This window comes from Paraburkholderia caledonica NBRC 102488 (genome assembly GCF_000685095.1).
GTDB classification, from domain to species: Bacteria; Pseudomonadota; Gammaproteobacteria; order Burkholderiales; family Burkholderiaceae; genus Paraburkholderia; species Paraburkholderia caledonica.
In genome coordinates, this window is the sequence record NZ_BAYE01000006.1 from 364,929 (window position 1) to 385,973 (window position 21,045).

The window sequence follows — 21,045 nt, forward strand, 5'->3', positions numbered from 1 at the left end:
ATAAGGACGTGGCTGACCTGATGGACGGATTTGCAATTTTGCGCCGCAACGCATGCTTCTGAATATAAGCAAATGTAAAGGCAAATGCGTGGCCCGATTGTGTCCGCCGGCACAGCGCGGACGCCGACGCAAGACGCCGCGAAAGACTCGTAATCCTATTGTTAGCAGCATGCGCTCTTTGCGCCAACAGGTACACACTTTGCTCACGTTGTGTACTGACGTTCGCGCGGAGACCGTGATGAAAGAAAAGGACACGACACGAGATTACCCCTACGCATCGGGCGGATGGGGATCGCTGAAGGCAGTCACCACCATTCTGGCGCAGGAGCATGTCGGCCTGAAAGACAGTGCTGTGCTAGCGAAGCAGAATAAGCCGGACGGCTTCATGTGCGTGAGCTGTTCGTGGGCCAAGCCGGCCGACCCGCACGTATTCGAATTCTGTGAGAGCGGCGCGAAGGCTACCGCCTGGGACCTTACGTCGAAGCGAATGACGCCAGAGTTCTTTCAACTGCATACCGTGACCGAATTGCTGTCATGGCACGACCATGACCTGGAAGAAGCAGGGCGGCTTACCGCGCCGATGCGCTACGATCCAGCCACCGACAAATATGTGCAAGTGGAATGGCAACAGGCGTTCGATGAAATTGGCCGCGAGCTCAACAAGCTCGAGCCGGACAGTGTGGTGTTCTATGCGTCGGGCCGCGCGTCGCTCGAAACGTCGTACATGTACCAGCTTTTCGCACGCATGTACGGTACGAACAATCTGCCCGACAGCTCGAACATGTGTCACGAAAGCACCAGTGTCGGGCTGAAGGAAGCAATCGGGGTGGGCGTCGGCACTATTACGCTCGAAGACTTCGAGAAGACGGACCTGATGTTCTTCTTTGGCCAGAATGTGGGTACCAATAGTCCGCGCATGCTTCATCAATTGCAGGACGCGCGCAAACGCGGGGTGCCGATCATCACATTCAATCCGCTTCGTGAGCCGGGGCTGGTGCGTTTTGCGAATCCGCAATCGCCGGTGCAGATGCTCACGCCCGACAACACGCAGATCAGCACGCAATATCATCAACTCAAGACCGGCGGCGATACCGCTGCAATTCTCGGCATCTGCAAGGCGGTGATTGCCGCGGACGATCTCGCCATCCAGCAAGGTGCGCCGCGTGTCGTCGATGCGGATTTCATCCGCGATCACACGACCGGTTACGAAGCATTCGCGAACTATGCACGCGAGGCTTCGTGGGCGGACATCGAGAAGGTCAGTGGTCTGACTCGCGACGCGATACAGGCGGTCGCAGACGAGTACATGAAGGCGAATGCGGTGATCGTCCACTACGGGATGGGACTGACGCAGCACCGGCTGGGCGTGCAGAACGTCCGTATGGTGTGCAATCTTCTCTTCCTGCGGGGCAACGTGGGCAAGCCCGGTGCTGGGCCTTCGCCTGTGCGCGGTCATTCCAACGTCCAGGGGCAGCGCACGGTCGGCATTACAGAAAAGCCCGAACTGGCGCCGCTCGACAAGCTCGCAACCCAGTTCTCCTTTGAGCCGCCCCGCAAAAAAGGCATGAATACTGTCGAGGCGTTTGAAGCCATGCTCAAAGGCGAGGTGAAGGGCGTATTCAACCTCGGCGGCAATCTCGTGCGTTCCGTGCCGGACCGCTTGCGGATAGAACCCGCGTGGCGAGGTTTGCGCCTTAATGTGAACGTTGCGACCAAGCTCAATCGCAGTCACCTCGTACACGGCGAGATCTCGTACATTTTGCCGTGCTTGAGCCGCATCGAAATCGACCGGCAGGCGAGTGGCGACCAGGCTGTCTCAATGGAAGACAGCACCGCCTGCATGCACGGTTCGCGCGGCGTGGCGGAACCGGCCAGCGACAACATTCGCTCGGAGCCCTATATCGTCGCGGGAATCGCGAAAGCGACACTGGGCACTCGCTTCAACGTAGATTGGGATGCGTGGCGAGACGATTACTCGGTGGTGCGCAATGAAATAGAAAAGACTTATCCCGACATATTCCACGACTTTAACCAGCGCATGTGGACGCCGGGCGGATTTCACAAACCTCTGCCCGCGCGCGAGCGGCAATGGAAGACGAAAAGCGGCAAGGCGGAGTTTCAGGTGCCGAAGGCACTCGGCGAAGATCCCGACATGCCCGAGCGCGAAACGGACGCGCTCAGACTAATGACACTGCGCTCCGACAGCCAGTTCAATACGACGATCTACTCGCTGGACGATCGCTTTCGCGGCGTGAAGGGTAACCGCATGATTGTACTGATGAATGAGGACGATATGGCGGCGAGCGGTCTGACCGAAGGCGACAAGATCGGCTTGCAGACCATTTCCGACGACGGCTTTGACCGGCGCGTAAGCGGCCTTACCGTCAAGGCTTACGACATTCCGCGTGGCTGCATTGCCGGCTATTACCCGGAATGCAATCCGCTGCTGCCGCTCTGGCATTACGCCGAAGAAAGTAAAGTGCCCGGCGCCAAGTCCATTCCCGTGCGGATTGTCGAAAAGCCGGTTGCTACATCTGCTGCATGACAGACCCGCCGGGCGAGGATTGCCCGGCGGATTCGGGATCCGCTTTCAGGCGTGGTCAATCGGCGTAGCGCGATCTGCGTGACTTCGGCAAGCATTGCGTCGCGCCAATCACGAGCAGAGACCCGAGCAGGAAAGTCGCAATCGGGAATGTGCCTGCGGTATTCACTGCAATTTCGCGAGGACGCTCACCAAGAAGCTGCATTCTACGGCGTGTCATTTTCGAGCCGAGCGAACGCAGCTGGCCTTTCAAAGCCCGCTCGGCCGCGGGCAGTAGTACGGTTTCTTCGTCGGCGACATGATGCATAACCTCGCGCATCAGTTGCTGGAAAAGACCGTCGTAGGCGGCATCCTCGGGTCCGCTTGCGCGTAGCTTTGCGATGGTGGCTCGCATTTCGTCGTGTTCGGGCTGGCTCTTTTCGAGTGTTTTATCCTCGCTCATTACACCGGCCAATGCTGGATAGAAGATTTCTTCTTCAAGTAGCGCGTGAATTTCCAATGCCGCAGAGACCGAATTGACGATTGCGCGCTTGCGCCACCACGGCGTGTCTGTGTGATAACGATGAAACGCGGCAAGTACATGCATATGATCGAGCCGGATCATCGCGGTAATGGTGGGAGACATCGACGAATTGGTATCGGGCATGGCATTTCTCCAGAATGACGCGGCGCCGCGCGTCGGTTTGTGGGGATTGTCTGCACGCGGAGTCGACATGCACAACAAGCACGCGAATCCGGCATGCGGGCGCTCGCGGATGCGCCACACACCGCATTCGCCATACCTGCAACGTCCCGCTAACCGGGAATCCTTTCAATGTCGCGCAGCCAGACCGTTGCCTCGCTGTCGCTCGGTGCACGCCAGTCGCCGCGCGGCGACAATGAGCCACCCGATCCAACCTTGGGCGCATTCGGAATGCAGGAGCGCTTAAATTGGCTGGTGTGGAAAAAGCGCTCGGCGAAGGTCGCCAGATTGCGCTTGATGTCGCCAAGCGTGTATTCGTTGCGCGCCACATGTGGACCCGCCGGCCAGACGCCGCGCTCGCGGGCGGCCCATGCGCAATGCGCGAGGAACGCGACCTTCGACGGTGAAAAACCGAAGCGCAACAGGTAATAAAGGTTGAAGTCCTGCAACTCATACGGACCGATAATGCTTTCGGTCTTCTGGTCGATGACTTTGTCGACCTTGCCGGGCACCAGTTCCGGGCTGATCTCAGTCGCCAGTATCTGCTCCAGCACATGCGAGCCCGCGTCGCCGACCTGCCCGGACTCGGCGACCCAGCGCACCAGATGCGTAATCAGCGTCTTTGGCACGCTTGCGTTGACGCTGTAATGCGACATGTGATCGCCCACGCCATAGGTGCACCATCCGAGCGCCAGTTCGCTCAGGTCGCCTGTGCCGATCACGATTGCCTGATGGAAATTGGCTAGCCTGAAAAGATGGCTGGTGCGCTCGCCTGCCTGAACGTTTTCGAACGTGACGTCGTATTGTTTTTCGCCCGACGCAAACGGATGGTGCAAGTCGTGAAGCATTTGCATGCAGCTCGGGCGTATGTCGATTTCCTCCATCGAGCAGCCCACGGCTTGCATCAGATCTTTCGCTTGTTGAAGCGTGCGGCTGCTGGTCGCGAAGCCCGGCATCGTGTAGCCGAGAATGTTCGAGCGCGGCAGCTTCAACCGGTCCATCGCTTTTGCGCACACGAGCAGCGCCTGCGTGGAATCGAGGCCGCCCGAGACACCAATAACCACTTTTGAAATTGCGGCCGCACCGAGTCTTTGCAGCAGCCCCTGCACCTGAATGTTGTAGACCTCGGCGCAGCGTTCGTCGCGCGTCGCGGGATTTGACGGCACATACGGGAAACGGTTGATTGAACGCATGAGCGGCAAATGCTCCGCATCGGGAAGCGAAGCCGGCACGCTGATCGCCTGGAATTTGCCGACCTCGTTTGCGTGGCGGCGCGTGGACTGGCCGAAAGTGGTTTGCCTCATCCGTTCGCGCGACAGCCGTTCAAGGTCGATGTCGCCGTAAATCACATGGGACGTGTCGACGAAACGCTCCGATTCGGCGAGCAGTTCGCCGTTTTCGTAGATCAGCGCCTGGCCGTCCCATGCGAGGTCGGTCGTGGATTCGCCGCGGCCCGCGGACGAATACAGATACGCGGACAAGCATCGCGCGGACTGCTGCCCGACCAGTTGATGCCGATAACCGGACTTGCCGATCACGATGTTGGATGCCGAAAGATTGACGAGCACCGTTGCGCCCGCGAGCGCCGCAAACGACGACGGTGGCACGGGGACCCATACGTCCTCGCATATTTCTACATGGAAGCGAAAGAGCGGGGCGTGCGGGACGTCGAACAGCAATGACGCGCCGAAGGGCGCATCCTGTCCGCATAACGTCACTTCGGAGCTCGACGCGTTCTCCGCCGCACTGAACTGGCGCGCTTCGTAGAACTCGCCGTAGTTCGGCAGGTAGCTTTTGGGGACCACACCGCACAGCTTGCCGTTCGAAATCACTAATGCGCAATTGAACAGCTTATGCTCGATCTTCAGTGGTGCGCCGATGACCAGTACCGCGGGAATACTCGTAGAGGCCGCAACGATCTCGCCGATTGCCGATTCGCAAGCGTCGAGCAGTGCTCGTTGATGGAAGAGGTCGTCGCACGTATAGGCCGATATGCCGAGCTCTGGGAACACGACCAGCAGCGCGCATTTTTGTGCGGCCTCGCGGGCGAGTTTCAGCGTCTGCTGCGCGTTAAATTGCGGATCGGCCACGCGGCACACCGGAACTGCAACCGCGACACGTGCAAAATCGTGACTGTACAAATTGAAGAATGATTGCGTCATGATGTGCGGCGCCTATGAATAGCCGGTCGGACGCGGAAGCTTCTCCGCTCCAACCAGTGTTGAACACAGCCCGATGCAGCGTTCGCGACGCGTTCAGGCGGATTGCGCCGAACCGGGTCGCGCGTTTCGTAAGTTCGGCAACTGATTGAAGTAATACTCGACTCGCGAAAGCGCGTAAAGCGCTGCGTTTCGCCGGATGGTGGTGCGGTCTCCATCGAACACTCGCGTTTCGGCAAACATGAATTCGCCGTCCCGGCGCTTGTAGCGCCACGCAAAGCATTGTGTGCCTGCCGGCAGATCCGTGCCTTTGGGCGGCGGACCGGCGAGGCCCGTATTCGAGACTGCGATATTGGCCGAGCACCCTTCGAGTGCGAGTACACCTGTGGCCATCTCGCGGGCGACTGCCTCGCTCGTCAGGCCATGTTCTTCGATCGTCTGCGACCGCACGTTCAGTACACCGCATTTACCCGTCGGCGAGTACACGACAAGGCCCACGTCGAGGCATGCGCCGCTGCCCGGTACGTCTGCCAGCAGGGATGCAATGAGACCGCCGGTACACGATTCGGCGGTGGCGATCACAAGACCGCGCGACGAGAGAAATCCAACCACGCTGCGGGGAATGTTCATTTTTGCGTCCTCGTTTATCCGGGCTCGTTTGTTCACGATAAGCCAGTCATTTGTCATCGAGCAAGTGCAATACCCGTTGCGCATTCGTCGTCAACCAGCGGCACGGCGATTGCTCGACACCCTTGTCCCTTCACCGGGACGCCATGGTTGTTTGTTCGGTTAGGCTCGCCACACGGCGAGCCGCTTTTTTGGCGCTGCATGTGCTGCGTTTGCGCGCCGCTTTGTTGTCGGTACAGCGCTTGCTCTTTTTGCTTCGCATGCGACGGCAAAGGAGGCGACGTACATGATGTTTCCAACAATCGTTATCAACCGCGAGGATCCGTCCTCGACTGACGCGCAGACGCTACTCGACGAACTGAGCGCCACGCTGGCCGTGTTTACCGGCGACGGCGGACAGAGCCGCTTTTCCATTCACGACGTCGCGCTTGAGCGCTCGCGCTTTCTCGTTGCGAGGACCGGTTTTTCAACGCCACTGGGCTGTGGCGCGTTTCGTCCGTTAGGCGAGCACATCGCCGAGATCAAGCGTCTCTATGCGCGCCCCGGTGCGGAGGGTGCAGGCAGTGCGATTCTCGCGCGACTCGAAAAAGAAGCAGCAGAACTAGGCTATCAGGCGTTATGGATCGGCATGCACGTGAACAATCGTCGCGCGATCGAGTTCTACGAGAGACACGGTTTCCATCGCATCGCACCCTATGGGCCATACGTGAGCAAAGACGATTCGTGCTGCTTCGAAAAGCGCCTCGACGGACAGGCGCCCGATAACCAGCGCGAGGCCACCACGCGCGGGGCGTAATGCAAATCGGATCGCGCGGGCTGCGAGCCGCGCTACTTGTGAATTTTCTCGCGCAACGACTGAATGTCGTTGGCCGTTACAGGTCGCGCGTCATTACCCCATGAAGCGCGGATCCATGAAAGAACGTTCGCCATTTGCGCATTGGTGAGCGTTTGAGCGAAGCCCGGCATTGCTTGACGCGGTGGCCCACTGATAGTCGCGGGACTGTTGCCGCCTTCCACCATCAAGCGAATCAGCGAGGTCGTATCTTCGGTGATCACTGACGGGTTGCCTGCCAGCCGCGGAAATACATTGGGCACGCCCGCACCTTGCACACCGTGGCACCGCGCGCAGAACGAGATATAGACTCGCGCACCGACCGATTGAGGCGCATCGACTCGATTGCCGTTGCGCGACGGCAAGTCGGGCTGCGCATGCGGCTCATAGCTCCCGGAGGGCTTTTGCGCCGGCAGGGACTTCAGATAGTGCGCCATGGCGAGCGCATCTTCGTCGGTCAGATATTGGGTGCTGTCTTCCACTTGCTCGACCATAGAGCCGAATGCGACGAGACCCGCACCGTGTCCCGTTTTCAGAAATGCGGCAAGATCTTTTTCGCCAATACGTCCGAGGCCCGAGCCCGGATCGCCGGTGAGATTCGGCGCGAACCAGTTGTCGTTGACTCCACCCGTCAAATACATGGGCGACGACTCGTCGTAGCCGCGTTCCTGAAAGCCAGGCCCACGAGGTGTGTGACATGCGCCGCAATGACCCGGACCTTGCACGAGAAAAGCCCCGCGATTCCACTGCGCGTCACGTCCGGCCTTGGGCTGATAGGGTTCTGTCGGTGCGAACGCGAGTTGCCAGAAATAGAGCACCCAGCGCTGATTGAAGGGGAACGCCAGCTTGGTGGGCGGAGCCGGTTCGGGCGCCGGTTTTACTCCGTGCATGAAATACGCGTAAAGCGCGCGCATGTCGTCGTCGGACATTTTTGAAAACGACGCATACGGCATGGCCGGATAAAGCCGCTTGTTGCCCGGCGACACGCCCTCCCGCACGGAGCGTGCAAAATCTTCGTAACTGTAGGCGCCAATGCCGTATCGGCGGTCCGGCGTAATGTTGCTGCTCATGATCGTGCCGAATGGCGACGTGAGTCCCAAGCCGCCGCCATAGGCTTGTCCGCCGACGGCCGTGTGGCAACCCGCGCAGTCCGACGCTTTGGCGAGATATTCTCCACGCGCCACAAGGGCCGCGAGCGCCGGGTCCGATGCGCCGGCGAGCTCGGCGGTGACGCGCGGAGCCGTGAACACGCCGAGCATCGCCGTGCCGGCCAGCACGATCAGTTTGAAGCGCCGCATCATGAGGTGCTATCCCGACGCGCGGCCAGCGTGTTAGGCATGAGCGTCACTGGCGCACGGTGCATCAGCCAGCGCGCGCCAGTCAGAAGCGCCGCGATCAGATACGCCAGACCGCCAGGCACCCACATCACGAGGCCGCCGAGTTGTTGATCCTGCAACGGATCGAAGCCGAGCGCCGAGGCTGGCTCGATATATGCCGGGTACCAGAGCCCCGGCGCAAGCGTCAGTAACGCGCCCAGCGCGCCGGTGTGAACCATCGTCGTGAAGAGCGACAACATCGCGTAGCCGCTTTGATCGCGCCGCGCGCCTTCGCCGAAAACGACCCACCAGAACAGGAGCGCGCTTAGCAGGAAGCTCGCGTGCTGAAGCGTATGAATACCGGGCGACGCGAGCGCCGCTTCGAAAAAACGCGGCATATGCCACGCCGATAACGCGGCGGCGTGCAGCAGCCATGCGACGGTCGGCGCACACAGCGCGCGCCACAGTCCGTACAGCACCGGCGTGCGGACGGCGGTGGCTATCGCGTGCCGTGCCGCGGGAGGAAAGGCCCACAGCCATACCGCGAGCGGTCGGCCGAGCACGAGCAGCGGAGCGGCCACGATCATCATCAGTTCATGTTGAACCATGTGCGCGGAAAAGAGCGCCGCGCTCAAGGCGTCGAGTGGCGAGTTGAGCGCGGCGACGAGCGCGAGCCATCCGGTTACGAACGCGCATAGCTGACGCGTGCGAATGCCGCGCCCGCGTCGGCTGCGCGCGCGCAGGCGCCGGTAGCCGGCTGCATAGAGGCCGAGGCTCACGACCAGCAGTGCGACGACCCATGGTTCGAAAGTCCAGCGCAGCACGGGCGGCGCGCTTCGCTCCGCGGCAGTCAACACATGCGCGTGTACGCCGGGCGGAATACACAATGCGGCGAACACGAGCGCGCTGCGCATTGATTCGTTCATTGCACGCAGGGGGAAATAAGCCATTGCGGTATCCACATTGCGACGAGTGCGAGCGTCGAAAGCATGCCGACCCAAGTGGCCGCGCACGCAAGCATTGCCGGACGCGCGGGGAGCGCGGTCGCTGTCGCGGGGGCGATCATGCCGGCCTCGCGCCAGCGGCGCCACGCCAGCAGCGTCGCGACCATCGAAAACAGCAGCGCGGTGCCGGTCACGCTGCCCAGAGGCAGGACCGTTCGCCACGCACAGGAGGGCGTGACGAGCGCATAGTCAGCGCTCAGCGCGGCGAGTACCGCGGAAGGCGCACCGAGGAGCGCGAGCCAGGTTCGCATGGCAAACCTCCATCACAAGCGGGGAGCGAGGTAGATCACCGCATAGATCGGCAACCAGCTGAGTACGACGAAGTACCAGTACAGCGCGTTCTCGCTCACGTCGACGAAACGTTTACCTTCAAACGGACCGGTGAACAGCAGCACGGCGAGCACCGCGGTATCCAATGTGTCCGTAATGAGGTGCGTCGTGTGCAGGCCGAGCAGCAGCCACACGACCGAGCCGTAGGCGTTCGTGTACCAGCTCACGTTCAGTGCGGCGAACTCTACGCCGCGCACCACCAGAAAGCCCACGGCGAAGACCAGGCATACGCAGAGCCACAGTCGCGCGCGGGCGCGCTGCTGGCGGTCCGCCGCGCGCTTCGCAAGCTGGTTTGGCCACATGCTCACGAGCAGAATCGCGGTGTTTGCGGTGCCCCACAGAAGGTCGGGCGGCGCCGCGTTGAGCGGCCACTTTGCAGTGAGACCGCGCAGATAGAAGTACGTCATTGCCGCGATGGCAAAAACGGTGCCCTCGATCAGCATCAGGCAGACGGTGCTCCACCACATCAGGCTCCGATGCCCGAAGCCGAAGCTCGGCAGATGGCGCACGTCCAGCATCAGCGCGGGAGTGGCGCCCGCGTCGTTTGATACCGCGTTTACCGGCGCCTTGCGCAATTCCGTCATGGCCGCTGCTCCAGTTGGACCGCTTGCTGGTTCTGGCCGCGATTCGGCCAGAACCACCCGATCAACGCGATCGTGACCGGCACCGAGCCCCACACGACAGCCCACGGCGAAAAGATCGAGCCGATAAACAGCACGGTGGTCGCCACCGCACTGATAAACGGCCAGATGGAAGGCGACGGAAACAGCAGACGCAGATCGGGCAGCGCGTCGAGCGCGGTAGTCGACAACACCTCACGCGATTCGGCAGCAAGGCCGCTGACATAGGCAGGCTGCGCGGAGGGCTCCCACAAGGGGTCGCGTCCGTGAACCACGGGCAGCGCGTCGAAGTTGTGCGGCGGCGGCGGGCTCGTGGTGCTCCACTCGAGCGTGCCCGCGCCCCACGGATCGGCGCCCGCCACTTCGCCATGCCGGTAGCTGTGCACCGCGTTGACAATAAACAGCAGCACGCTGACACCTATCGTTATCGCGCCTATCGTGGCAACCAGATTCATGCCGTCCCAGCCCATGCCGTGCGGGTAGGTCCAGACGCGGCGCGGCATGCCGTGCAGACCGAGCACGTGCATCGGAAAGAACGCGACGTTAAAGCCGATGAAGAACAGCCAGAATTGCAGACGCCCGAGCGTCTCGTTCATCAGCCGGCCAGTTGCTTTTGGATACCAGTAGTAGAACGCGCCGAATAGCGGAAATACCGCGCCGCCGAGTAAGACGTAATGCAGATGCGCGACCACGAAGTAGGTGTCGTGTACCTGCAAGTCGAGCGCCACCGAACCGAGCATCACACCGGTCATGCCGCCCAGCACGAGAATGAAGAAGAAGCCGAGTGCAAACCATAGCGGCGTCTTCAGATTGAGGCGGCCGGTCCACAAAGTAGCGATCCAGCAGAAGATCTGCACGCCTGACGGGATGGCGATTATCAGACTGGCGGCTGTAAAAAAGTTCTTGCCGAGCGCCGGAATGCTCGTCGCAAACATGTGATGCACCCAGAGACCGAACGCGAGAAAGGCCGTCATGATCAGCGCGAGCACCATGACCGGGTAGCCGAAGATCGGGCGGCGCGCGAAGGTGGGAATGATCGACGAAAGAAAGCCGAGCGGCGGGATGAAGATCAGGTACACCTCGGGATGCCCGAAGAACCAGAAAAGGTGCTGCCACAACAACACGTCGCCGCCGCGCGCCGCGTTGTAGAAATGCGTTCCCACCAGACGGTCGAGAATCAGCGCGGTGCTGCCGAGCATCACCGCCGGCATCGCGAACAGCACCATGAATTGCGTGATCAGCGTGGCCCACACGAATAAGGGCATGCGGTTGAGCGACATGCCGGGCGCGCGCATCTTGAAGATCGTCGTAATGAGCACGACCGCTTCGAGCAGCGAGGCGAGCTCGGTGAAGGTGATCATCTGCGCCCAGATGTCGACGCCCTTGCCCGTCGAGTAATCAGGCCCGGCGAGCGGCACATAACTGAACCAGCCTGCATCCGGACCGGCGCCGAGCACGAACGCCACGTAAAGCGTCACGCCGCCGAACAGGAAGACCCAGTAGGCGTAGGCATTCATTCGCGGGAAGGCGACGCTGCGCGCGCCGATCATCAGCGGCACGAGCCAGGTGGCGACGGCCTGCATGATCGGCACGGCGAACAGGAACATCATCGTCGTGCCGTGAATCGTGAAGAGCTGGTTGTATAGCTCGGGACCGACGAGACGATTGCCGGGCCGCGCGAGCTGCAGTCGCATGGCGAGCGCGAGCAGGCCGCCCAACAGGAAGAAAACGAACGTGGTGATCACGAAGCGCCGCGCCACGGTCTTGTGGTTGACAGCGGAGAGCCGTCCCAGCCAGCCCGGTGAATCGCTCCATGTGCGCGCAAGCGCTTCGGCGACCTGCTGGCCGGCGGCGGGGCCGTCCACCAGATGCGCGGCCGGCCGCCCGGGCGAAGTTTGACGTTCGCTCATTGGAGAGTTCTGATCCATGCGATAAGGGCATTCAGGTCCTGCGCCGACAGCTGGCTTGCCGGCATCGTGGTTCCGGGCTTCATGCTGCCGGGCGCCTTGATCCAGGACTCGAGGTTGGCGGGCGTGTTTTCGAATGTTTCGGCGGCCAGCATCGGACGGCTCATCACGTGGGTGAGGTCGGGCCCGAGCACCCCGTTTGCGGAGGTGCCCCGCACGGTATGGCAGCCGGCGCAGTTGCCGGTCGTGAAAAGCCGCTCGCCTTGCGCCTGTAGCGCATCGACCGGCTGCGGCGCAGGCGTCCGCTGGCGTGCGACCCACGCGTCGTACTGGGCGGGCCGCTCGGCGACCACTGTGAATGCCATCAACGCGTGTTCGAGGCCGCAGAATTCGGCACACTGCCCGCGATACGTGCCGGCGCGGTCGGCACGGAATTCGATCGTGGATTCGCGACCTGGAATCATGTCCTTCTTGCCGTGCAGATTCGGCACCCAGAACGTATGAATCACATCGTCGGCTTTGAGCGAAATGACGACGGGCCGCCCGACTGGCACGTGCAGTTCGTTCGCGACCGCGAATCCGCTGCCGGGCGTGTCGTCCGCGTAGCGCGCCTCCCACCACCATTGATGCCCGGTCATCTCCAGATGAACCGCGTCGGCGACGGGCAGTCGCGAGAGCGCGCGATCGGTCATGATATCGGCGAGCAGCAGCCCGAAGAGCAACACCACCGACGCAATCGACGCCCCGCTCACCACGCGGCCCACGCGTCTCTCCGGGCGCTCGAGCGAGCCCAGATCCGGGCTCGCATCGCGGCTGGCACGCGGCGCCCGCGCCACGGCGAAGAGCAGCGCGATCAGCACCGCCGCGAATACGAGCGAGCAGACGGTCAGCGTGACGGTCCAGAGTGAGAAGATGTGTGCGGCCTGCACGCCTGCCGGACGCAGCGCATCATGAGCCGGGGCGGCGGGCGCTGCGAACGCAAGGCCGCCGGATAGAGCAGCCGCGAGAGCGGCTGCGGCCCTGAGCGCAATCGCGCCGCGCGGCGGCCTGCCTGCAACGCTCTGCAGATCGGTTTGGGGTGCTTGGCCGGTTTTCATCTTGGGCGCAATGGCTCGTGGGGCGTTTGTGAGTGGCTTAGCAATCCCTGTACCGGTCCGGATCAGGCGTTGGGCGTACCATGAGCGGCTCAGGCCGCTTACACTCGCTTACGCTCGTCGTGGCGGTCTTACGGAAACACTCTTCATATCGCAGGCGTTCGCTAATAAAATGTCAGATGCGCATAAAGCCGCAAAGGACCGGCTTGCCTTGGGCTTTAAGTGCAATACAACGAGAACAGTAGAAAACAACATACGGTGCGCCGTCAGCGGCGCGCCAAAAGCAGATTAGGTCCACAGCCTATTCTCGATGGAGCAGGTTAATGGCGCATGCATACGAGCCCGATGACATCGTTCAGAACTGGGCCAACATCTGGGTTCAATCCCTGCGCGACTACGCGGTGATCGGCCTGTCCGAAGACGGCCACATCCGCTCGTGGAATGCGGGCGGTGAAGCCATTCACGGCTTTCGCGAGGACGAGGTCGTCGGCAAGCCGCTAGATATCTTTTACACAGCTGAAGAGCGCGCGAAGGGCTCGCCGCAAAGGGCGCTCGACACGGCGCGTAGCGAAGGGCGCTTCGAGGGTGAAGGGTGGCGCCTGCGCAAAGACGGTAAATCATTCTGGGCGAGCGTCGTGCTCACGGCGCTGCGCTCGCAGGACGGCGCGCTTCTCGGCTATGGCGAGATCGTGCGCGACATGACCGACAAAAAGACGGTGCACGACGCGGTGCTCGAAAGCGAGCGCCGTTTCCGCCTGCTGGTGGACGGCGTGACCGATTACGCGATCTTCATGCTGTCGCCGGAAGGCATGGTGACCAACTGGAATTCGGGCGCGCGCCGTATCAAGGGCTATACGGCCAGTGAAATCATCGGCTCGCATTTTTCGCGCTTCTATACGCCTGAAGACGCCGGCAGCGGACTGCCGCAGCGCGGGCTCGCCGCCGCTGCACGCGACGGCCGTTTCGAAGCAGAAGGCTGGCGCGTGCGCAAGGACGGCTCGCGTTTCTGGGCGCACGTCGTGATCGACGCGATCCGCGACGGCGGCGCGCTGGTCGGATTCGCCAAGATCACGCGCGATATCACCGAGCGCATGGAAGCGAATCGTCTGCTGGAAGAGACTCGCATCGCGCTCGTGCAGTCGCAGAAAATGGAAGCCATCGGCAAGCTGACGGGCGGCGTCGCGCACGATTTCAACAACGTCATGCAGATTTTGCGCGGCAACCTCGAATTGCTGGAAAGCCGGCATAAACGCGACGGCTGGACACGCGAGCGCCTCGACAAGGCGATCGACGCGGTGGAGCGCGGCGCAAAGCTCGCGTCGCAATTGCTCGCGTTCGGGCGCCAGCAGCCGTTGCGGCCTATCGTCATCAATCTTGCCGCCGCGATTCGGGGCATGGACGACCTGCTGCGCCGCGCGCTCGGTGAAACGGTCGAGATCGAGACCGTCGTGTCGGGTGGATTGTGGAATACCCTTGTCGACGTACACCAGATGGAGAACGTGATCCTCAATCTCGCGATCAATGCACGCGACGCGATGAAGGAGGGCGGCAAGCTCACGATGGAAGTGTCGAACGCCATGCTCGACGATCAGTACGTCGCGGGCTTCCCGGACGTGCCCGCCGGGCAGTACGTGATGCTCGCCGTAACCGACACCGGCACGGGCATGGCGCCCGATATCGTGCAGCGGGCGTTCGATCCGTTTTTCACGACCAAGCCCGAAGGCGAGGGCACCGGCCTCGGCCTGAGCATGGCCTATGGCTTCGTCAAACAGAGCGGCGGCCACATCAGGATCTACAGCGAAGTCGCACACGGCACGACCGTGAAGATCTATCTGCCGCGCTCGATGGAGGACGCGGTCGAGGCACCGACCTCGCCGCCGGTCACATTGACGCTGCTTGGGGGGACGGAAACGATCCTGGTGGTGGAAGACGACCAGGAGGTGCAATCGACGGTGGTCGACACGCTGTCGGGTCTCGGCTATAGCGTGCTGAAGGCCAACGACGCCGAGCAGGCGCTCGCGGTGGTTCGCAGCGGCGTGCACATTGACCTTCTCTTTACAGACGTGGTGATGCCTGGCCCGTTGCGCAGCCCCGCCATGGTCGCCCAGGCGGTGCAGTTGTTGCCGCGTATGAAGGTGCTGTTTACGTCCGGCTATACGCAGAACGCGATCGTGCATGGCGGGCGGCTCGATCCCGGCGTTGAGTTGCTGAGCAAACCATACAGCCGCGAACAATTGGCGTACAAGATCCGGCAGATACTCGGCGTCGCTCCGCTCGCGCGTGACGATGACACCAGTGAGAATCAGGGGGGAGCGGCCGACAAGGGTCTGCGCCTGCTGCTAGTGGACGACGATCTCGATACGTCCGAGGCCATCGGCGAGCTGCTGAAGCTGCTGGGCCACGACCCCGCTGTCACCGGCTCGCCGCAAGAAGCGTTGCGGCTCCTCTCGGAACAGCCGTTCGACGTGCTGATCACCGATCTGTCCATGCCGGTCATGTCCGGTCTCGAACTCGCGCGACGGGCTACCCAAATCCGGCCCACATTACGTGTGATTTTTGCTTCGGGTCACGAGATGCCGTCGGTGGACAAGCTGCCGTTTCGCTGGAAAGCGCTGCGCAAGCCCTATAGCATGGACGAATTGGGCGCGATGCTGCGCGTTTTCGACAAGTAGTCCGGGCAGGCCCAACGCGCGTCATTGCCCCGTGCAATTGCAAACGAACTTGAATTGAGCGACCGCAAGCGCGGCTTCCTTCTTGCCGCGTTGTCGCAATTCTTCTGCGAGCAGCTTCTGGAACAGGGGCAGCTTCGTTTCGCCGTACAGGTCGCAAAACTCGCCGACCGTCTCGACGATTGCGCGCCTTTCTGTCTCTGGACTTAATGTACTGCTAATGTGCGAAGCGCCGCGCGCGAGTTCAAGCGCGTAAGTAACACGGGCAGTCGCGGCGGCGGCGCCTGAAGATCCCTTCGGCATAAGGGTTCTCTCGTATTTTTTGATGTCCGGCGAGCGTTGCTCGCCAGTGTCGCGTGGCACAAGGCTTTCATTAAATTTATCGCGCAATTCTGAAGGAAATCTTAAGGCAGGGCTTTTGCGGCCAACATGCTTAGTTTTTGCTGCGCATAGCGTCAACGGTGTCGGAAAACTCCAAGGTGCCTTGTGCCGCTGTCGGTGAGCGCAGATAGACCCGATGCCGACCAGGAGTCAGCCAGTCCGAATTGAATTCCATGCCTGTTTCTCCGACACTTTGATCTCGCACGACTATGTAATTTCCGTTGTGTTTTTCAAGGCCAAAAATTTTCGCGAAAAGGTCTTGAAATCGTCGTGGCCGAATCTATTTTAGATTCCGCTCAGGCAGACGCGCCGTTCCGGCGGCGCGCTGCGTGTTTCGATTTGTCTGTCAGCGGGTGCGGGCAGGCGGACTGGAGCGCGTAGGCCCGTCCGTCTCCTTGCCCCGGTACTACCGAGGAGAAAACGATCATGAGTGACCTTTACTTCGCGACCGACCTGTTCAGCCAGCTCGACCGTTTGCAGCAGCAGATGTCGGCGGTGTTCGGCGGTTTCCCTTCGAGCATCCGCTCTGGCCGTCTGTCGGCCTTTCCGCAAATCAATATCGGCACCACCGACGACTCGATCGAGATCGTCGCGTTTGCGCCCGGTATCGATGCGTCGCAACTCGACGTATCCATCGATAAGGGCTTGCTGACAATTGCCGGCGAGCGCAAGCGCGTCGCGCCGGAAGCGGACGAGTCCACGCGCCAATATGCGCAGGAGCGTTTTACAGGCTCTTTCCGCCGGGTAATCGAACTGCCGCAGCAGGCCGACCCCGACAAGGTCGAGGCGCGCTACACGAACGGCTGTTTGTCGATTAGCGTCGGCAAGCGCGAGTCGTCCAAACCGCGTGCAATCACCATTCAATGACCTCACGATGATGGAGCGAATCATGAGCGATACAACCGAAGTTGTTCAAAAGGAGCAGCAACCCGTGGCGCGCGGCGAGCGCGAGCCGGCTGAGCAGCGCGCGACGCTGACGCCGCCCGTCGACGTGATCGAAAACGCGCACGGCGTCACCCTATGGGCCGACCTGCCGGGTGTGGCGAAAGAGAAGCTGGAGGTGCGCGTGCACGACGGCAATCTGCACATCGAGGCCGAAGCGAGCGTGCCGACGCGCGCCGGCTTGCGTCTGCAACACGCGGAAATCCGCGCGCCGCATTTCTCGCGTTCGTTCACGCTGGGCGCGGAATTCGATACCTCGAAAATCGAGGCGAACCTTCAGGATGGTGTTCTGAAGCTCGTCATTCCGCGCCGCGAAGAAGCGCGGCCACGCCGCATTGAAGTGAACGTCGGCTAATGCTGTTTGCCACGGCCCCGCAAGGGTCGTGGCTGATCGGTTCGGCCCGGCAGATTGCTAGCCGAAAAGTTGTGCGCCCGCGCCGGTGTCGGATGCCGGCACCGGCGCATGCGTTCCCGCGAGAAGATTTTCATAAACGCGCAGATAGTCACCTGCCATGCGTGCAGCCGTGAAGCGCTGCTCGAACGAACGACGGCATTGTGCGCGGTCTATTTCGCCGATGCGCGCGACCGCGCTGACAGCCTGCTCGACGTTATCGACGATGAACCCGTTCACGCCATGCGCCAGCACTTCGGGCACCGCGCCGCGTCCAAATGCAATGACCGGTGTGCCGCATGCCATTGCCTCGATCATCACCATCCCGAACGGCTCCGCCCATTCCACCGGAAACAGCAGCGCTCGCGCATTCCCGATGAGTTGCCTGCGCAGTTCACCGCCGACTTCGCCGAGGTAGTCGGTGAAGTCGCGCGAACCTTCCAGCAGCGGTTCGATTTGCTGTGCGAAGTACTCCCGCTCGCCGGGATGGATTTTGCCGGCCATTTTCAACGGCAGTCCGGCGCGCCTTGCGATTTCAACGGCGAGGTCGGGCCGCTTGCCGGGCATTAAGCGGCCCAGAAAGAGCAGATACGACGCAGGCTCCGGCTGAAACTCGAATTCGTCGAGCGGCAGACCGTGATAGATCGTTGCTTGCCAGTTGGCGGAGGGCACCGGCTTGCGCTGATCGTCCGAAATCGACACGAGCGGTGCTGACGCGAATTCGCGAAAAAGCGGCCCGTGATCCACAGGCAGCAATTGCCCATGAAGCGTGGTAAGCGACTTGCATGGTAACGCTCGTGCTAGTGGAAAGTGCAGCGGATCGCCATGAAAATGCACGACGTCGAACTCATTCGCGAGATCCGCAACACGCGCCAGCTGCCTCACGTGGTGCGTGAGCGTGTCCCAAACGGTCGTATCGCGCCATAGTCCGCGCTCGCAGATCGGCACTAGACGTGCAGCCGTGCTCGAGTCGGCGGTAGCGAACAGCGTGACATCGTGGCCACGCCGAACGAGTTCTTCGGTGAGGTAAGACACTACGCGCTCGGTGGCGCCGTAAGCAAAGGGCGGGACGCATTCGTAGAGAGGGGCGACTTGAGCGATTCTCACGGGGCAGTCGTGTCTTGAGGTTGGGTTGCAGCCGCGTCCGCGGGACATACGAACGCGGCCATCGTCGCGGGCTTCACGAGTTGTCTTTCTTCACTTCGGACAGATCGTCCTCTTTGACTTTCGCTTGCCGGACTGTGGTGCCCTCGTCGTCGGTTTCGGAGACATCGGTTTCAAATGTTCCTTCTCCGGATTGATCGTCGCCTGTTTGCGCGGTGTCGTCTGGGTCATTCGGTTTCGTCGCCATTGCATTCTCCCGTGGGTTGGTTGGAAGGCAACGGGAGTCGAGCAAGGGACGCTCCCGGCTAGCATCACGAGATTCCTTTACATGACCCTGATTCTCGTCAAGCACGCTTGTAATCGTTGCGATAAAACCGCGCAATTTCTGCTTGGGGAATGCCGCGATCACGAACACGCGTCGCGGCAGGAGCAGCTTAATACGTATCACGGCCGCAGGCGCGGCATGGCGGTTGCTGCGTCTCTCATGTCGCAACGAACATTGCGCCGCTTTTAGCTACCCGTTAGAAAATCAGTGAGGAAACGCATGAAAAAGATGACAGTAATTGCAGTAGCGTGCGGTTGTTTCAGCCTGCTTCCGGTCGCCGCGAATGCGCAGACCCAAGCCGCTTCCACCACCGCCGCCAATCCGCTCGCACAGGTGGACAAAGACTTCGTTCAGGCCGCTTCAATGTCTTCGTCGACGGAGATTGACGCGGCAAAACTCGCGACTAGCAATTCCAGTGATAAAGACGTGAAATCCTTCGCGCATCACATGATGCTCGATCACACGAAGCTGACCGTTCAGCTGAAAATGGCCGCACCGCATGGCGTGGAAGTACCGAAAGACAATTCGGACCCGAGTGTGCTCGACGCATTGAAGCCGCTGAAGGGCAAGGAATTCGATCAGGCGTATATCCAGAAGGTCGGTCTCGAAGGACACAAGCAAGCTATTGCCGCCTTCGAAAAGGAAATTGCAGAAGGGCAGAACGCCGACCTGAAGAAGGCCGCGCAGAAGGCGTTGCCGACAATCAAGGAGCATTACCAGCGGGCTCAACAACTTGCGGCCAAGAAGGGCGTGACCCAGTAGTAGTGTTGCTGCCTGCGATTCGGGCTCGACGTAAATGCTCGAATCGCACAGGAAATGGTGCGCGCGCGGCGGGCGGCACGACGCGTGGCACGCAGCCTGCTGCGCCGCTCGGCGGGCGGCCGGCATCGCGTTGAATCGGGCTCGCGAGTCTGAGCGAGTCTGGCAATGGAAAACGCAAAAAATGGCAACCAGTACCGTGCCCAAAGGTTAGCGCAACATCGTATTGGGAGAGCGATATGCACACTGAGGACGCCCCGCGCTCGGCGGCCAATCAGACGGCGCAGACCGGTGGGTGCGCCTGCGGAGCCGTGCGGTTTGAGGTTAATGCAGCGCCGAGGCGCGTCTCTCTGTGCCATTGCATGACCTGCCGTCGCGTGCATGGCAGTGCATTTGGCGCATATGCGATGTTCGCGCGCGACGCCGTCCAGTTCACGGGGCCGGTCCAGAAGTGGCAAAGCTCGCCGGAAGGCAGGCGATATTTCTGCCCGACCTGCGGATCGGTTGCGTTCATGGAGTACCTAGAAAGCGATGAACTGGACATACCGCTAGGCGCGTTTGATAGCGTCGGCCTTTACGAGCCGACTTACGAATTATGGTGCTGCCATAAAGAGCCCTGGCTGCCGCAGGGGGTTCGTACCGAATACGAGGAAGAAAGTCCCAATTAGTCTTGCAAGCAGTGCGCAGTACTTCGACGAACTACTTCGTGAATGAAGGAGCTGAAAATGACCGATCCAAAGCAATCCAATACACAACCGGGTAATCCGAAAAACGCGGGCAAGCAGAGCGGGCAGCAACAGCAGAATCAGCAGAAGACGCCGCAGCACCAGGGCGGTCAACGTCAGCCCTGATCGGCCGCTGAACGTTTCACCGGCGCCGTAATTCAGGCGCTGATGTCCCGTTCCGCGGGAGAGGGCGCGGCGCGCATTCGATGTGCGCCGCGCCTGCGTTTGACGGATCGGTGCGCGTTTTTTCTGGCCCCTGAAACAGTCGACTCGCAATTGCAGGAATCGAGATGGTGAGAAGGAAGTTGCACTTTCACAATGGTTCGCTGCGGCATCCAGCATCGCCCGACGGTATAGCCGTTACCGCCAGCGATTACAGAATCTATCCGACGTATCGGCGCACCGTGACCGGCACATTTACCGGCGACCTGAAGGTCGTACGCACAACAGACGACCGGCTGATATTTCCGTACGACGGCGCGCCGATGATAGGTCCGTTCGAAACCGCGCTGGAAGCACGTGAGGCCGCAGCGCGCAAAGGCGCCGAAGTTGTCGCGGCGGACCTGCTGAATCCGGAGTACTGATCCGCCTGATTGGCCGGGAGCCATCGCATTGCGCTAATAACAATGGAGACGT

21 protein-coding genes are annotated in these 21,045 nt (G+C 61.2%); 9 read left to right on the top strand and 12 right to left on the bottom strand.

Features of this window, described 5'->3' with window-relative positions; translation table 11 throughout:
• The first annotated feature begins 238 nt into the window (after nt 1-238).
• Nucleotides 239-2,545, top strand: coding sequence for an FdhF/YdeP family oxidoreductase (locus tag BCA01S_RS15515; RefSeq protein ID WP_027777691.1), 2,307 nt, complete (start codon nt 239-241; stop codon nt 2,543-2,545).
• Nucleotides 2,546-2,600: 55 nt separating this feature from the next.
• On the opposite strand, the gene BCA01S_RS15520 is transcribed toward BCA01S_RS15515, so the two are convergent.
• The 3 genes from BCA01S_RS15520 to BCA01S_RS15530 all read right to left on the bottom strand — a co-directional run bounded on the left by BCA01S_RS15520 (nt 2,601) and on the right by BCA01S_RS15530 (nt 6,013).
• Complete coding sequence (locus BCA01S_RS15520) at nt 2,601-3,188, bottom strand: hemerythrin domain-containing protein (RefSeq protein ID WP_027777692.1); 588 nt, start codon at nt 3,186-3,188, stop codon at nt 2,601-2,603.
• Nucleotides 3,189-3,337: 149 nt separating this feature from the next.
• Entirely contained in the window at nt 3,338-5,386 is a 2,049-nt protein-coding gene (locus BCA01S_RS15525) for an NAD(+) synthase (protein WP_027777693.1), read from the bottom strand.
• Between the two features lie 93 nt (nt 5,387-5,479).
• Nucleotides 5,480-6,013: a CinA family protein gene (locus BCA01S_RS15530; RefSeq protein WP_027777694.1), complete on the bottom strand. Its 534-nt coding sequence runs from the start codon at nt 6,011-6,013 to the stop codon at nt 5,480-5,482.
• A gap of 283 nt (nt 6,014-6,296) precedes the next feature.
• Here BCA01S_RS15530 and BCA01S_RS15535 point away from each other — a divergent pair, with 283 nt between their 5' ends.
• Nucleotides 6,297-6,806: a GNAT family N-acetyltransferase gene (locus BCA01S_RS15535; RefSeq protein ID WP_027777695.1), complete on the top strand. Its 510-nt coding sequence runs from the start codon at nt 6,297-6,299 to the stop codon at nt 6,804-6,806.
• 32 nt (nt 6,807-6,838) lie between these two features.
• Here BCA01S_RS15535 and BCA01S_RS15540 read toward each other — a convergent pair whose 3' ends face one another.
• Genes BCA01S_RS15540 through coxB form a run of 6 tightly spaced genes read right to left on the bottom strand, consistent with a single transcriptional unit; the run spans nt 6,839 to nt 13,116 of the window.
• The gene (locus BCA01S_RS15540) at nt 6,839-8,143 is read right to left on the bottom strand and encodes a cytochrome c (protein WP_027777696.1); all 1,305 of its coding nucleotides are present in this window, start codon (nt 8,141-8,143) and stop codon (nt 6,839-6,841) included.
• Nucleotides 8,140-9,108: a cytochrome c oxidase assembly protein gene (locus BCA01S_RS15545; protein WP_027777697.1), complete on the bottom strand. Its 969-nt coding sequence runs from the start codon at nt 9,106-9,108 to the stop codon at nt 8,140-8,142. The genes BCA01S_RS15540 and BCA01S_RS15545 overlap by 4 nt, the downstream gene beginning before the upstream one ends.
• Nucleotides 9,081-9,413: a hypothetical protein gene (locus BCA01S_RS15550; RefSeq protein WP_020068352.1), complete on the bottom strand. Its 333-nt coding sequence runs from the start codon at nt 9,411-9,413 to the stop codon at nt 9,081-9,083. Before BCA01S_RS15550 ends, BCA01S_RS15545 begins: the two co-directional genes overlap by 28 nt.
• Nucleotides 9,414-9,425: 12 nt before the next feature.
• On the bottom strand, nt 9,426-10,076 hold the full coding sequence (locus tag BCA01S_RS15555) for a cytochrome c oxidase subunit 3 (protein WP_027777698.1): 651 nt from the start codon (nt 10,074-10,076) through the stop codon (nt 9,426-9,428).
• Nucleotides 10,073-12,022: a cytochrome c oxidase subunit I gene (gene ctaD, locus BCA01S_RS15560; protein ID WP_027777699.1), complete on the bottom strand. Its 1,950-nt coding sequence runs from the start codon at nt 12,020-12,022 to the stop codon at nt 10,073-10,075. Before ctaD ends, BCA01S_RS15555 begins: the two co-directional genes overlap by 4 nt.
• Nucleotides 12,019-13,116: a cytochrome c oxidase subunit II gene (gene coxB, locus BCA01S_RS15565; protein WP_027777700.1), complete on the bottom strand. Its 1,098-nt coding sequence runs from the start codon at nt 13,114-13,116 to the stop codon at nt 12,019-12,021. Before coxB ends, ctaD begins: the two co-directional genes overlap by 4 nt.
• Nucleotides 13,117-13,436: 320 nt before the next feature.
• Here coxB and BCA01S_RS15570 point away from each other — a divergent pair, with 320 nt between their 5' ends.
• Nucleotides 13,437-15,785, top strand: coding sequence for a hybrid sensor histidine kinase/response regulator (locus tag BCA01S_RS15570; RefSeq protein WP_027777701.1), 2,349 nt, complete (start codon nt 13,437-13,439; stop codon nt 15,783-15,785).
• Nucleotides 15,786-15,806: 21 nt separating this feature from the next.
• Here BCA01S_RS15570 and BCA01S_RS39060 read toward each other — a convergent pair whose 3' ends face one another.
• Nucleotides 15,807-16,241, bottom strand: a complete 435-nt coding sequence (locus BCA01S_RS39060) for a hypothetical protein (RefSeq protein ID WP_244145997.1) — start codon at nt 16,239-16,241, stop codon at nt 15,807-15,809.
• A gap of 348 nt (nt 16,242-16,589) precedes the next feature.
• Here BCA01S_RS39060 and BCA01S_RS15585 point away from each other — a divergent pair, with 348 nt between their 5' ends.
• Together BCA01S_RS15585 and BCA01S_RS15590 are read left to right on the top strand one after the other, a co-directional pair.
• Nucleotides 16,590-17,030: an Hsp20/alpha crystallin family protein gene (locus tag BCA01S_RS15585; RefSeq protein WP_020068359.1), complete on the top strand. Its 441-nt coding sequence runs from the start codon at nt 16,590-16,592 to the stop codon at nt 17,028-17,030.
• Nucleotides 17,031-17,052: 22 nt separating this feature from the next.
• Nucleotides 17,053-17,460: an Hsp20/alpha crystallin family protein gene (locus BCA01S_RS15590; protein WP_027777703.1), complete on the top strand. Its 408-nt coding sequence runs from the start codon at nt 17,053-17,055 to the stop codon at nt 17,458-17,460.
• A gap of 57 nt (nt 17,461-17,517) precedes the next feature.
• On the opposite strand, the gene BCA01S_RS15595 is transcribed toward BCA01S_RS15590, so the two are convergent.
• Together BCA01S_RS15595 and BCA01S_RS38505 are read right to left on the bottom strand one after the other, a co-directional pair.
• A complete protein-coding gene (locus tag BCA01S_RS15595) occupies nt 17,518-18,603 on the bottom strand; it encodes a glycosyltransferase family 4 protein (RefSeq protein WP_027777704.1) in 1,086 nt (361 codons plus the stop codon).
• A 73-nt stretch (nt 18,604-18,676) separates the two neighbouring features.
• Nucleotides 18,677-18,847 carry a hypothetical protein gene (locus BCA01S_RS38505; protein ID WP_169740529.1) on the bottom strand — a complete coding sequence of 57 codons (171 nt, stop codon included), beginning with the start codon at nt 18,845-18,847 and terminating at the stop codon, nt 18,677-18,679.
• Nucleotides 18,848-19,144: 297 nt separating this feature from the next.
• Here BCA01S_RS38505 and BCA01S_RS15610 point away from each other — a divergent pair, with 297 nt between their 5' ends.
• From BCA01S_RS15610 to BCA01S_RS34900, 4 genes are all read left to right on the top strand, one after another.
• Nucleotides 19,145-19,687 (top strand): DUF4142 domain-containing protein, encoded by a 543-nt coding sequence (locus tag BCA01S_RS15610; protein WP_020068364.1) that lies wholly within the window; start codon nt 19,145-19,147, stop codon nt 19,685-19,687.
• A gap of 236 nt (nt 19,688-19,923) precedes the next feature.
• Nucleotides 19,924-20,352, top strand: a complete 429-nt coding sequence (locus BCA01S_RS15615; protein WP_027777706.1) for a GFA family protein — start codon at nt 19,924-19,926, stop codon at nt 20,350-20,352.
• A 57-nt stretch (nt 20,353-20,409) separates the two neighbouring features.
• Nucleotides 20,410-20,535 carry a hypothetical protein gene (locus BCA01S_RS39065; protein ID WP_255218474.1) on the top strand — a complete coding sequence of 42 codons (126 nt, stop codon included), beginning with the start codon at nt 20,410-20,412 and terminating at the stop codon, nt 20,533-20,535.
• Nucleotides 20,536-20,699: 164 nt separating this feature from the next.
• Nucleotides 20,700-20,993, top strand: a complete 294-nt coding sequence (locus BCA01S_RS34900) for a DUF6723 family protein (protein WP_027777707.1) — start codon at nt 20,700-20,702, stop codon at nt 20,991-20,993.
• The last annotated feature ends 52 nt before the right edge of the window (nt 20,994-21,045 follow it).

What these genes read in the sequence shown, in the direction of transcription:
- BCA01S_RS34900 (WP_027777707.1), top strand. Translation starts at nt 20,700, where the DNA reads ATGGTGAGAAGGAAGTTGCACTTTCACAATGGTTCGCTGCGGCATCCA.
- BCA01S_RS15520 (WP_027777692.1), bottom strand. Translation starts at nt 3,188, where the DNA reads ATGCCCGATACCAATTCGTCGATGTCTCCCACCATTACCGCGATGATC.
- BCA01S_RS15535 (WP_027777695.1), top strand. Translation starts at nt 6,297, where the DNA reads ATGATGTTTCCAACAATCGTTATCAACCGCGAGGATCCGTCCTCGACT.
- BCA01S_RS39065 (WP_255218474.1), top strand. Translation starts at nt 20,410, where the DNA reads ATGACCGATCCAAAGCAATCCAATACACAACCGGGTAATCCGAAAAAC.
- BCA01S_RS15585 (WP_020068359.1), top strand. Translation starts at nt 16,590, where the DNA reads ATGAGTGACCTTTACTTCGCGACCGACCTGTTCAGCCAGCTCGACCGT.
- BCA01S_RS15590 (WP_027777703.1), top strand. Translation starts at nt 17,053, where the DNA reads ATGAGCGATACAACCGAAGTTGTTCAAAAGGAGCAGCAACCCGTGGCG.
- ctaD (WP_027777699.1), bottom strand. Translation starts at nt 12,022, where the DNA reads ATGAGCGAACGTCAAACTTCGCCCGGGCGGCCGGCCGCGCATCTGGTG.
- BCA01S_RS15515 (WP_027777691.1), top strand. Translation starts at nt 239, where the DNA reads ATGAAAGAAAAGGACACGACACGAGATTACCCCTACGCATCGGGCGGA.
- coxB (WP_027777700.1), bottom strand. Translation starts at nt 13,116, where the DNA reads ATGAAAACCGGCCAAGCACCCCAAACCGATCTGCAGAGCGTTGCAGGC.
- BCA01S_RS15610 (WP_020068364.1), top strand. Translation starts at nt 19,145, where the DNA reads ATGAAAAAGATGACAGTAATTGCAGTAGCGTGCGGTTGTTTCAGCCTG.
- BCA01S_RS15615 (WP_027777706.1), top strand. Translation starts at nt 19,924, where the DNA reads ATGCACACTGAGGACGCCCCGCGCTCGGCGGCCAATCAGACGGCGCAG.
- BCA01S_RS15570 (WP_027777701.1), top strand. Translation starts at nt 13,437, where the DNA reads ATGGCGCATGCATACGAGCCCGATGACATCGTTCAGAACTGGGCCAAC.
- BCA01S_RS15550 (WP_020068352.1), bottom strand. Translation starts at nt 9,413, where the DNA reads ATGCGAACCTGGCTCGCGCTCCTCGGTGCGCCTTCCGCGGTACTCGCC.
- BCA01S_RS15525 (WP_027777693.1), bottom strand. Translation starts at nt 5,386, where the DNA reads ATGACGCAATCATTCTTCAATTTGTACAGTCACGATTTTGCACGTGTC.
- BCA01S_RS15540 (WP_027777696.1), bottom strand. Translation starts at nt 8,143, where the DNA reads ATGATGCGGCGCTTCAAACTGATCGTGCTGGCCGGCACGGCGATGCTC.
- BCA01S_RS15555 (WP_027777698.1), bottom strand. Translation starts at nt 10,076, where the DNA reads ATGACGGAATTGCGCAAGGCGCCGGTAAACGCGGTATCAAACGACGCG.
- BCA01S_RS15530 (WP_027777694.1), bottom strand. Translation starts at nt 6,013, where the DNA reads ATGAACATTCCCCGCAGCGTGGTTGGATTTCTCTCGTCGCGCGGTCTT.
- BCA01S_RS15545 (WP_027777697.1), bottom strand. Translation starts at nt 9,108, where the DNA reads ATGGCTTATTTCCCCCTGCGTGCAATGAACGAATCAATGCGCAGCGCG.
- BCA01S_RS38505 (WP_169740529.1), bottom strand. Translation starts at nt 18,847, where the DNA reads ATGGCGACGAAACCGAATGACCCAGACGACACCGCGCAAACAGGCGAC.